The organism is Hydrogenophaga sp. Root209 (assembly GCF_001428625.1).
Taxonomy (GTDB): Bacteria; Pseudomonadota; Gammaproteobacteria; order Burkholderiales; family Burkholderiaceae_C; genus Hydrogenophaga.
Window position 1 is genome coordinate 1 of the sequence record NZ_LMIE01000012.1, and the last position, 11,157, is coordinate 11,157.

The 11,157-nt window shown below is 59.4% G+C and carries 7 protein-coding genes, 2 pseudogenes and 1 other annotated feature; of the genes and pseudogenes, 8 read left to right on the top strand and 1 reads right to left on the bottom strand.

Annotated elements, in window-relative coordinates:
- Positions 1-144: 144 nt before the first annotated feature.
- The 6 genes from istA (at position 145) to ASE11_RS08770 (ending at position 9,093) form a co-directional block, all read left to right on the top strand.
- Positions 145-1,776 (top strand): IS21 family transposase, encoded by a 1,632-nt coding sequence (gene istA / locus ASE11_RS08735; RefSeq protein WP_056269324.1) that lies wholly within the window; start codon positions 145-147, stop codon positions 1,774-1,776.
- The gene (istB, locus tag ASE11_RS08740; RefSeq protein WP_056269326.1) at positions 1,773-2,537 is read left to right on the top strand and encodes an IS21-like element helper ATPase IstB; all 765 of its coding nucleotides are present in this window, start codon (positions 1,773-1,775) and stop codon (positions 2,535-2,537) included. Before istA ends, istB begins: the two co-directional genes overlap by 4 nt.
- A gap of 1,678 nt (positions 2,538-4,215) precedes the next feature.
- Complete coding sequence (locus ASE11_RS08745) at positions 4,216-5,301, top strand: plasmid segregation protein ParM domain-containing protein (protein ID WP_056269330.1); 1,086 nt, start codon at positions 4,216-4,218, stop codon at positions 5,299-5,301.
- Between the two features lie 1,306 nt (positions 5,302-6,607).
- Positions 6,608-6,796 (top strand): hypothetical protein, encoded by a 189-nt coding sequence (locus ASE11_RS08760; RefSeq protein ID WP_056269337.1) that lies wholly within the window; start codon positions 6,608-6,610, stop codon positions 6,794-6,796.
- A gap of 96 nt (positions 6,797-6,892) precedes the next feature.
- Positions 6,893-7,801 (top strand): hypothetical protein, encoded by a 909-nt coding sequence (locus tag ASE11_RS25790; RefSeq protein ID WP_156406282.1) that lies wholly within the window; start codon positions 6,893-6,895, stop codon positions 7,799-7,801.
- A gap of 14 nt (positions 7,802-7,815) precedes the next feature.
- The gene (locus ASE11_RS08770) at positions 7,816-9,093 is read left to right on the top strand and encodes a hypothetical protein (protein WP_056269341.1); all 1,278 of its coding nucleotides are present in this window, start codon (positions 7,816-7,818) and stop codon (positions 9,091-9,093) included.
- On the opposite strand, the gene ASE11_RS25795 is transcribed toward ASE11_RS08770, so the two are convergent.
- Positions 9,063-9,746, bottom strand: coding sequence for a hypothetical protein (locus tag ASE11_RS25795; RefSeq protein ID WP_156406283.1), 684 nt, complete (start codon positions 9,744-9,746; stop codon positions 9,063-9,065). The two genes, ASE11_RS08770 and ASE11_RS25795, sit on opposite strands and share 31 nt — an antisense overlap.
- Positions 9,747-10,174: 428 nt before the next feature.
- Between ASE11_RS25795 and ASE11_RS26525 the strand changes: the two are divergent.
- Together ASE11_RS26525 and ASE11_RS26530 are read left to right on the top strand one after the other, a co-directional pair.
- Positions 10,175-10,481: pseudogene (locus ASE11_RS26525) on the top strand (transposase); the annotation flags it as partial.
- Positions 10,453-10,572 (top strand) — a sequence feature (AL1L pseudoknot). It overlaps the preceding pseudogene by 29 nt.
- Positions 10,483-11,157 (top strand): annotated as a pseudogene (locus tag ASE11_RS26530) (IS3 family transposase); the annotation flags it as partial. Its footprint overlaps the feature before it by 90 nt.

The window sequence follows — 11,157 nt, forward strand, 5'->3', positions numbered from 1 at the left end:
CCCTGATGGCCACCCAAATTCCCCCGTCTATGGCCACCTCAAACTCCCCCACCTGAACTGATCGGGGATAGGGGTTTAACGCCGGCGTCGTCGGCACCTGTTGGCAGGACATTGATCCAGTCTTCCCCGAGGGAAGGCCAAGGAGTGAATGTCTTGAAGTCCAACCAACGCGCCACCATAGAGACACTGCTGGAGCGCAACACATCGCAACGCGAGATCGCCCGCATCACGGGCATCGACCGCAAGACGGTCAGGAGCTACCACCAGCGCTGGCTGGAGCAACTGCAGTCAAATTCCCCCGGGGTGGCCACCGGCTCGGCAGGTCAAATTCCCCCACCCTGGCCACCGGCTCCTGGGCCGGTGGCCACCTCCCTGTGCGAACCCTGGCGCGAGTTCATCGAAGCCCAGCTGCGGCTGAAGCGAAACGCCACGGCCATCTACCAGGACCTGGTCGACCAGCACGGCTTTGATGGCCAGTACAACTCGGTCAAACGCTTCTGTGCAAAGTTGCGGCACAAGGAGCCCGAGCAGTTCGATCGCCTGTCCTTCCTGCCCGGCGAGGAGATGCAGGTGGACTACGGCGAGGGCGCGCCCACCCGCGTGCCCGGCAGCGACCGGTACCGCAAGCCCCGCCTGTTCGTGGCCACCTTGCGGTATTCCCGTGCCAGTTTCCGGTGCGTGGTCTGGAAGTCCAGCCAGCAGATCTGGGCCGAGCTGCACGAGCGGGCCCTGCGGTACTTCGGGGGCTGCCCCCAGTACGTGGTGCTGGACAATCTGAAGGAAGGCGTCCTCAAGCCCGACCTGTACGAGCCCGATCTCAACCCGGTGTACGCCGCCGCCCTGGCGCACTACGGCGTGGTGGCCGACCCGGCGCGGGTGCGAGACCCCAACCGCAAGGGCACGGTGGAGCATGCCATCGGCCATACCCAGGCCACGGCCTTGAAGGGCCGGCGCTTTGAGTCCATCGAGGCCCAGAACGAGTTCCTGGCGCACTGGGAGAAGAGCTGGGCATCCAAGCGCATCCACGGCACCGAGCGACGCCAGGTGCAGGCCATGTTCGAGGAAGAGCGCAGCCACCTCAAACCCCTGCCAGTGCTGGGAATGCAGTATTTCGACGAGGCGGTGCGCACCGTCTGCGACGACAGCTGTGTGCGGGTGGATCACAGCAGCTACGCCGCTCGCCCGGCGAACATCGGCTCCAAGGTGTTGGTGCGCATCTACGCCCAGCGCATCGAGATTCGTGACATGCACACCCGTGCCTTGCTGCGCACCCACGCCAAGGCCGAGCGTCCCGGCACGGTGATTCTGCCCATGGAGGAGCGGGTGTTCAATCCGTCTCGCGAGACCCGCCTGATCCTGCGTCAGGCCGGCGAGATTGGTGAGCACGCCAGCCGGCTGTGTGAGCTGCTCTTTGCCATCGAGGGTCGTGTCGGGCAGCGCAAGCTCTGGGGCATTGTGGGACTCATGCGCCGTTACCCGGCGCACTGCATCAATGCCGCCTGCGCCCAGGCCCTGGAGCAAGGGGTCTACAGCTACAAGCGCGTGCTGGCGCTGACCGAAGCCCTCTTTGCCCAGGCGATGGCGGCCATCGAGGCTGCCTGCGGCGAAGCACCCGCCGCCGGTGCCCACGCGCTGACGCAGCAGCATGAGCTCATCCGAGACGCTGAGGAGTACAGCGATCTCTTCGCGCTCGCCGCCGCCACGGCAAACACCACCACCACCACCACCACCACCACCACCAACAACACCACCAACGCACCGGGAGTTCAGCCATGAACATGATCGAGATCGAACGCGCGCTGCGCGAGCTGCGCCTGTCCGGCATCGCCGAGACCCTGTCCACCCGCGTGATGCAGGCCCAGGCCGCCCAGCAGCCTTTCCTGGAGACCTTCGCCGCCATGCTGCAAGACGAGCTGGACCGCCGGCGCTCTCGCCTGACCGAGCGCCGCTTCAAGCGCTCGGGTCTGGATGAGCGCCCCTCGCTGGCTGACTTCGACTGGCGTTTCAACCCGAAGCTGCCGCGCAGCGCCTGCTTCGAGTTGCACACCCTGAAGTTCATCGGCGAGGGGGCCAACGCGCTGATCATCGGCAAGCCGGGCACCGGCAAGAGCCATGTGGCCAAGGCCGTGGCCTACCAGGCCACGCTGCAGGGCTATGACGTGCGTTACCTGGAAGCCGACACCGAGTTCGCCCGTTACGCGCTGGCCACTACGGCAGAGCGCACCGAGCTGCTCAAGGACTGGGTCGCGCCGGACCTGCTCGTCCTCGATGACCTGTTCCTGGCCAGACGCATCAGCGAGCATGCCGCTGAAGTCCTACAGGCCATCGTGCACCAGCGCTACAAGCTGCGCCGCGCTGTTCTCATCACGTCCAACCGCGTGGTGCAGGACTGGGGCAAATACCTCGGCGACGCCACCATGGCCAGCACCATCCTGGATCGCCTCATGCACCGCTGCGCGATGCTGGAGTTCGAGGGCAAGAGCTACCGCCTCAAGGAGGCCGCTGCACGCATCGCCATCACACCCGAGTCGTCATAATCCGACCGTCCTGCCTGGGGGAATTTGGGGTGGCCAAGGGTGGGGGAATTTGACCTGGCCATCGGGGNGCACGCATCGCCATCACACCCGAGTCGTCATAATCCGACCGTCCTGCCTGGGGGAATTTGGGGTGGCCAAGGGTGGGGGAATTTGACCTGGCCATCGGGGCTCTGGCTTTTCATTCGTCTTTTTGCTACTGGTCGCCCGGTACAAGGCCCCTGGGCATGGCACGTCAGTCTTCGGTGATTTCCGTTTTTCGTTAGCAAGCTGTCCTGCCGGCACAGGTGGAATCCCCGTGTGACCCCCATCCTTGCTGGATGAGCACCCCAACGCAGTTACGGCGTTGGGGGGGTACTGTCTTTTTCAGACAGAGCCATGTGGGCTGGCTAGACCGGGGTAGTTATTCACTACCCGGGTGAACTCACTTCACCGCCAGACTGATTTGGCGGCGTTGTCCTTTGCTGCTTGTCCAACCTGCCCCTTTTTAGGCCCTGAGGGCTCCCGGCTAACGCGCCAGGCGGGAGGTACTTGTGACAAACCACCCGCAGGTAGTCGTCAGAGCAAAGTCAAAACGTGAGTTGATCTATACGCTTGCGCGTCCACACCCGCTCCGTAGCTCAGAGCGTTGGCTGGCGGCTTCCAAGAAGGAAGACCTGATTGGCTTGCTGTGGGCAGCCCCCATTCGGGGTCGCCACTTCTGAACCGCGTCGCGGGCTCAGCAGCTGGTCGTTGTTCGACCTGTTTTGCGACGCTCCATACAGAGCACCGTCTTGGTTTGCGACTTCCGATGTGGGAAGTCGGCTTGTTGCCTTAGGACACTCATGGTGAAGCGTCGGTTAGCGGTTTTCCCTGTGTAGGGAGTGGGACATCACTGGGATGTCTAAGTACCAGAGGTACAGGTGAAGGAATAGTAGATGCTGTTTGCAGTCTTGTCTTGTGATGCGGACCAGTTGGGGATAGGCACCGCACAACGTAGTCTGCCCGAGCCCTTGTCCACAGATGGCAAAACACTCTCCCGCAGCGTGTCATTCATGCCAAAAGGCAAAAAAGTCATTTCAGATCAAAAGCCTTCATATCACTCTGGTTGCCACCACTCCTGCAGACACACAAAGTGGGTTGGGTGAAAGGGCCCTGTGGATATCTCGCCATCAACACGGTGCTTGAACGCGTAAAACGATTCTTCGATTGAGGAAACAAGAAGTGGCAGCCCTGCCCTCTAGCTCCCTACATCAATAGAGCCACCTGATTGCGCGTATCCACACGAAGGTTCACACCGCAGTGAGGCGCGATTCTCTAGCTGACCCACACGTTGTGACCGCCCATGGCCACTCGTGGCCTCACTTTCGAAGAAGCCAGCTTCAGCCCTGCGTGCGCACTGCGCGTCGTAGCCGCAACTGGCCTGCCATGGCCTCCTACGGCCCCTACCCTGACGTGGTTGCCGGGACTCGCCTCCCGCGCGGATGCTTTGTGGCCGCCAGTGACCTCAGGTGGCCCGCCCTGGCCACTACAACAGCGTGGACAAGGGTTCGCTTCGCAAGAGTTGCAGTTTGTGGCCTGCACTGGCCCGACTTGGCCTCCCGTGGCCAGCAACTGGTCCGCATCGCTTGCAGAGGTGCGAAGGCCCCAACAGAATTCCCAGCAGCACAATTTTGTGCAGACAAGAAACCTGGAGAGACCTATGAAACGCGACGCACATCTGATCACTGTTCCCGCACGAGCCATCGACGTGGGCTACGCCAATACCAAGTTCACCTGTGGCCACAAGGTGGCACGAGGTGTCCCACTCATCCATGCGGACCTGTTTCCGTCGATCACCGCCACCTTACGGGCAGGCGCTACTTTCCGACATGCCCCCGGCACCCTTGGAGCCGACGGCTGCATCAGCGAAATTAATGGGGTGCCTCACTTTGCCGGTCGTGGGGTCGAGATGCACCTCAAGGGGCTCCAGCCACGGCACGTCATGAAGGACTACTGCACCTCTCCCTCCTATCTCGCGCTCATGCGGGGAGCCATGCACTACATGCTCAGTGACGAAGGGAATCCGAAAGAGATGACGATTCAGCACCTGACCGTAGGACTCCCCCTCAACACCTTTGACGCATACGGTGACCACCTGCGCGAGCTGGTCATCGGCCGACACGCACTGAACAGCCCAAATCCTGAAGTGGGTGCAAGGCACGTAACGGTGCTGGACGCCTCCGTCATGGTGCAACCCCTAGGAGCCCTTTACTACTACGGCCTCACGCACAAGGACTTCGAGATGAGCGGTTGGAATCTCGTGGTCGACGTGGGCGGCGGAACGATTGACTTTCTGGCGGCCTACGACAAGGTCCCCAACTACGAACGGTCGGGTGCTCATCCAGAGTCGATGCTGGCGTGCGCGTACGAAGTGGCCAAAGCGATCAATCCGGAGCTCAAGAATCAATACGGTGTGATTCAGGCGATTGACCTGGCCATCCGCGACAACCGGGAAACCGTTCGCATTGGCGGCGAGGACTACGAAATGGCCCGATACAAGGGTGCCATCAACGAGGTCCTGCGCAGGGGTTACGAGGCAATGCTAAACACGGTGGGCGCCTTGAATGACTTTGACAACATCTTGGTCTGCGGTGGTGGTGGTGCGGTGTTCTTTGAATTTCTCCGTGAACACGCACCCGGACTGCGGCGCCGCCTGAAGATGGATGGTGGCTCAACCTTCTCCAACGTGCGCGGCTTCCAAGTAGTCGCCGACTACGCTACGAATGAAGCCTACGCGAACGGTTGATCAAAGGGATCACACCATGGCGCAACGAAAACGATCACAGAATCCAGACGAAGCTCTGCGGGTCCGAGTCACGATTCCCCCCGATGGAGTTGGAGTCCTGGACTATCTCAAGGGGATCAGCCCTGCAGGTCTCAACATGGAGATCCTGCAGTTGGTCCACTTGGGCTACCAGTTCCGAATGGCCATGGGCCGCTGGAGCTTGCCGCCTTTCGGCCAACTGCATCCCACGCCAACTGCAGTTAAAGCGTCAGTCGCTCCCCTGAATCTATCGGTTCCCACTGGCGTACCTGAAAACATCCAAGTCAATGCTGCCAATCCCTTGGAGGAAGGAGCATCCGTTGCCAGCCCGTTCGATGCAAGCTTTAAGAGCATATTCGGACCCGCGTACGAACGAACAAGGAACCGAAAGGCGTCGGCCTGACTTGGCCAGGAGTGGGATGAAGTGACGTAGTCACCATCAGCTCGATCAACAACAGATCGTGGTGAGGTGAATACTTCAGGGTGACTCTTCACTGCAACCCATACAAGTACGCTTGCGCCGATTCTCCTCTGCAAGCCTTGCAATTTCTCTGTTCAACCAACGGATTCCACAAATGGCCAACAGGATTCCAACAAGCATGAATACCTTGAGCAGATCTGGCGCCGACATTTGAACTCCTGGTTGAACACAATCGTTGAAAAATATTCTAGGCGTCCATGCTCAGAAAGCAAGCTGAGCGCAGCGGAAAAGCGTGCTCCTGCGAATGTCATCGCAACTTGGTTTGTTGAGCATTGGCAACGGGCCCCTAGATTTTCCATTCACCCGATGTACTCCGCTCGCCAGCGGCCTGCAGGGCGAGCTGCAGTCGACGAAACATTGACCGCGCGGCCTTGACATCAGGGCCTCTTGTGCGAACTTGGTCTGACCAATCCACACGCAAGAGGAACGAATGACTCCCACTCACCAAGAAGCGATTCGCGCCACGGCGTGGCGCCGCAGCCTGAGACAGCACTTCGACGTTGCCGCGCTGAATCGATCTATGACCAGGGCGCCCCACTGGCTCTTAAAGTCAGTGTGCGGACGCAACCTGCTCGTGCAGAAGCTGCGTCAATTGCGGCCCGGCCTGGCATTCTCGTTCTGGGCGACCAGTAGTGCTTTGGATCCCCTGCTCGAGGCCATGGTCGACGAGCTTGGGCTGCGCACGATGCCTGAACCTAGCAACCTGCAAGAGCAGATTTGCTTTCTGCGTTGGGCCCTTGCACGAATCATCGCGAGGGAACCACGGCGCTCGCTTGGCCGAGGTTCCTTCCTCACAGGAGCTCGGGTATGAACTCCACAACTTGGCTGGTGCTCGGGTTCATGATTTTTGTTGTCGTAATCGCGTTTCAAGGCAACAGCAGCGCGAGAGGCCGATCATCAAACTCCGATGACGACGATGACGATCCCTACAAGCAGATTCAAGATCAGATGGAGGAGGACCACCTGTACCGCCTCTGGCAGGACAGCGACTACTGATTCAGTCATGACAAAGTCATCACCGATAAGCCAAAGCCAAAAGGCGTGCGACTGGATTCGTGCGAAACAGTCCACCCGTCGAGCTGGAGAGATGCCATGAACGAAAAACCACAACCACCAAATGTGTGGTGTTTGAGCAAGATGGAACAAGGACGCCAAACCAGGGATGCTGGGCGTACTTCCAAGCTCACGTGCGAGCACGCTCTGCATCCCAGGGTACAAGCTGCAGAGGATCTGGACCAAGTCGCAGTCACAGCGACTCGGCTGGCATACCGGCACCGCCAAAAAGTCACATTCAATGAACTCTTGGTGATCCCCGCACTGTTCAGCGAGATGGACCTTGTGAGCGTCAAAAGTGGCCCAGCTCTATCACCGCGCTCAACACATTGGGACTTGGTTCAGGATGGCCTGCGACATTGGGCACCCGAAGGCGTTCGCACAAATGTCCTGCGCCGGCTACCGTGGGTTGCAGAGCTTGAGCACTGGGGGCCTGAGACCACCCGCTTCTTGCTGGAACACGCGCTGCCCGGAGGTGCCACGTTTCAACATAGGCTGGCGCTTCAGGCACATCAACCCGAAAACAACTCAGCGCTGCGCGTCGGCTTCATCCTGCTCGTGGCAAGCAGTGAACGAGGCTGGCCAAGCAGATGGCTCAGCCGTTTGCACGAAGACGAACGCCTTAGAGCTGTCCTGAAATTCGTGTTGGAGATAGACGGTGCATGCGTCGCGAAGGTAGGTCCGGTATTACCCGCCGCAGAGGCATTTTCCAAGGGAATCTGCGACTGGCTGACGCTGGAGATCGAGCTCTCAGGCCATGACACCTGGGATCTTCGTCTCGACCGATGCGATGCGGATCGCAGGTGGATCCATATCGCGCGAGCTGGCGATGCAGCGTCAAAGCTTCGCGTCCCCCTCCGGTCCCATCTGATTGGCTCGACGGGCCTGTCACGAATCGTCTCCCACCTGGGCCTGCTAGCCGCGCGCCACCCCGAGGTACGGCAGTGAAGCGCTGTCTTGAGATGTATCTGCTTGCGCTTGGCGTCTGTGGACTCTCCCTTGGCTATGTGGCCTGGCCTGGGACCGCATGGGGCGGCGCTCTCAGCATCCTGCTGCCTTTCATGTGCGGACTTCAGCCGACGCGTCTGCGAGCTTTAGCAATCTCCGCTGGCTATTACCTTGGCGCGCTGAGTCCCTATGCGATCAGCGAGCTGCTGGTCACGCAGGGCATAGATGGGTGGGAAAGGCTGGTGACCACTAGCCTGGTTCTGGCCTTCTCTTCGGCGGTATGGTCGCTCAATGGTGGCCACCACCCGACAGCATTTCGACCGTTCATCACATTGTTGGGCGTTTGGTTCGTGACACTCATCACGCCGATGGGTGGATGGGGTTTGGCGCATCCTGGCCTGGGTTGGCTCTTCATCGGCAAAGGGGGAATGGGCGCGCTGACCTTTGTCGTTGCTGGCGTATTGACCTCGCTGCTGGTCACCGCCATTCGCAGAGAACGTGAGCAGCAAGCACCGGTGAGCGTGATCTCCGGGCGATCGCTCGCCTTTGCCATCTGCACCACTGTGATATTGGGAGGGACCTTCGATCAGACGGCCGCGCCGAGCCACGCAGGTCCGGTCGCAGCGATGCCGACCAATCGATCTCAGGTGGAGCTTCAAAGGTCCGACATACAGCGTAATCAAGCCATGCGTCTGGATGCGCTGCTCGGCAAGCTCGCCTTGGTCAATTTGCAGTATGAACCGATCCTGCTGGTGTTCACACCCCAGTGGCACTTCGGGGTGAAGCTTTCCACAGAACGGGAGGCGGTCCTAAAGGAACTTCGTACGGCAGTGACTCACCACAAGATCGGGCTAGTAGTGAACTTGGCCACTGCGATCTCGGAACCCTCGCCAACAAGTTCTTCGGACTGCACAGCTTTGCTCCCGAATACGGTGGCCATCTCAATCACGATTCTGAATCGCGTCTGCAATGTCGAGGTGATAGCAATAAGCTCATCTGTTCGAGAGAACACTGGCCGTGCTGCCGATCGACCGCCGCTTCCACGCTTTGAAGTTGCGTATCAACGTTGGCCGCAGTACGAGTTGAAGCCGTCTCTGGAGCTCTGGTCTTCACTCGCGGCATCGGGCAATCAGGCGCGTATCGTCGTTCTCAGTAACCCGGGCGATATCCCTTGGATGGCCCACACCATCCGTTTTGCAGCAAAACACGTGCTTTCCCTCGCCTGGGCCACGCGCAGCGGCGCTGTCATTGGCCACCCAAATCAACCAAATGTGGAAGTCGGAGGACTGTAGCCCAGCGCTTGCATCACCGCTTTGATGGCCGGCTGCACCCCAAAATAGTTTATTAGCATCGATTGGAGCGTATTTTGGCTTTCGGCGGTCTGCCGGTAACCTATACATTCCTCAAACATGAGGCGAGCATACGCAAGACGCAGGTCTTGATAGGTTATCTGCATTGAACTGGTAGAGATATAGTGGACTGCGAGCGTACGCTCAAACCTTCGATAGCTCTGATCTTTAGACAAACCTTCATATCTCATTGTATTGCCGGAAATTTTCACTGAATGTTGCAAACAGCGAGAGTAAACCTTACATTGACGATGTAGCGAACGGGGCAACTTCGCAAAAGGGACTAAACGTGACCGCCCATTTGTTTCCCTCGATTTGATAAGCAATCCATCAGGCGTAATTGATTCGAGCGGCTTAAAGTTCAGAGCCTCGGATAGCTCAAGACCAGACACCAGCATCAGCTCACACAACAACGCCTCATGAGGGCTAGTTGTTGCCACCCTCTCTATTAGTTCTTCGCACTCGGCTATGAACTCTCTTGAACTTGCCCTTGCCCTTGCCAGCCAATCTACAACTGACATACATCTGGTGTTCTCAACGTCGGGATTGCGCATGGCCCTCTGTCGCTTGGGATTCTTCGGGATATCGTCTTGCATTTGAACTGTTCCAGTGCAGTAGTTGGGGGTAAAAAGAGCCTAGGCCCTTGAAAGCACCTCAACATTAATGCCCTTCCCTCGTCACGCTCCCCCGCCTAACGCGGGGAGAACCCACCGATATCGACCCCCTGCTGATTAAATTCACTAGAGCTGCATCGTTTCGACGTACAAAATTGAACGGGTGAATGTCAGATGCCCGCGCTGGGCGCGAGAGGACGGATTGACACTTCTGTCGCTAGTTCTGAACCATAAGAGAGTCTCTCGATCGACTGCTACGCCCATACGCCATGTCCACGCCCATGTTTTCCTCACACGAGCCTCGACCATGACTTCAATCACGCTCAAAAAAATGATCTTGACACCGCCGTTGGGTCGATTTGAACCGCCCCGTATTTTGAGGAGGCTCAACTCTCTGAGAGGATTGAGCCATGAAGAAGTCGAACCACTTTTCACCCGAGGTCCGCGAACGCGCCGTTCGCATGGTGCAGGAGCACCGAGGCGAGTACCCCTCGCTGTGGGCTGCAATCGAATCCATCGCGCCCAAGATTGGCTGCGTGCCGCAGACCCTCAACGAATGGGTCAAGCGCGATGAGATCGATACCGGCACCAGAGCCGGCGTCACGACGACCGACCTGCCGCGCCTGAAGGAGCTCGAACGCGAGAACAAGGAGCTGCGCAAGGCCAACGAGATCCTGAAGCTGGCCAGCGCGTTTTTCGCCCAGGCGGAGCTCGACCNCCGCCGTCTGAAGTCCTGAAGGGCTTCATCGATCAGCATCGACAGGCCTACGGGGTCGAGTCGATCTGCAAGGTGCTGCAGATCGCCCCGTCTGGCTACTGGCGCCACGCCGCCCAGCAACGCAACCCGGCCCTGCGATGTCAGCGCGCTCAGCGTGATGGTGCCTTGGCTCCTCACATCGAACGCGTGTGGCGAGCCAACATGCAGGTCTACGGTGCCGACAAGGTCTGGAAGCAACTCAACCGAGAGGGCATCTCCATTGCCCGCTGCACGGTGGAACGCTTGATGAAACGCCTGGGCTTGCAGGGTGTGCGCCGTGGCAAGGTGGTGCGCACCACCATCAGCGATGGCAAGGCACCATGCCCGCTGGACCGGGTCAACCGGGTCTTCAAGGCCGATCGACCCAACCAGCTCTGGGTATCGGACTTCACGTATGTCTCGACCTGGCAGGGCTGGCAGTACGTGGCCTTTGTGATCGACGTTTACGCGCGGCGCATCGTGGGCTGGCGCGTGAGCAGTTCGATGCGAACGGACTTCGTGCTCGATGCGCTGGAGCAGGCGTTGTACGCGCGGCAACCCGAGCGCGATGGCAGCCTGGTTTGTCACTCCGACAGGGGGTCGCAATACGTCAGCATCCGCTACAGCGAGCGCCTCGCCGAGGCGGGCATTGAGCCT

Coding starts and splice junctions, on each gene's coding strand:
- ASE11_RS08745 (WP_056269330.1), top strand. CDS start 4,216: ATGAAACGCGACGCACATCTGATCACTGTTCCCGCACGAGCCATCGAC.
- ASE11_RS08770 (WP_056269341.1), top strand. CDS start 7,816: ATGTATCTGCTTGCGCTTGGCGTCTGTGGACTCTCCCTTGGCTATGTG.
- ASE11_RS25795 (WP_156406283.1), bottom strand. CDS start 9,746: ATGCAAGACGATATCCCGAAGAATCCCAAGCGACAGAGGGCCATGCGC.
- ASE11_RS25790 (WP_156406282.1), top strand. CDS start 6,893: ATGAACGAAAAACCACAACCACCAAATGTGTGGTGTTTGAGCAAGATG.
- istB (WP_056269326.1), top strand. CDS start 1,773: ATGAACATGATCGAGATCGAACGCGCGCTGCGCGAGCTGCGCCTGTCC.
- ASE11_RS08760 (WP_056269337.1), top strand. CDS start 6,608: ATGAACTCCACAACTTGGCTGGTGCTCGGGTTCATGATTTTTGTTGTC.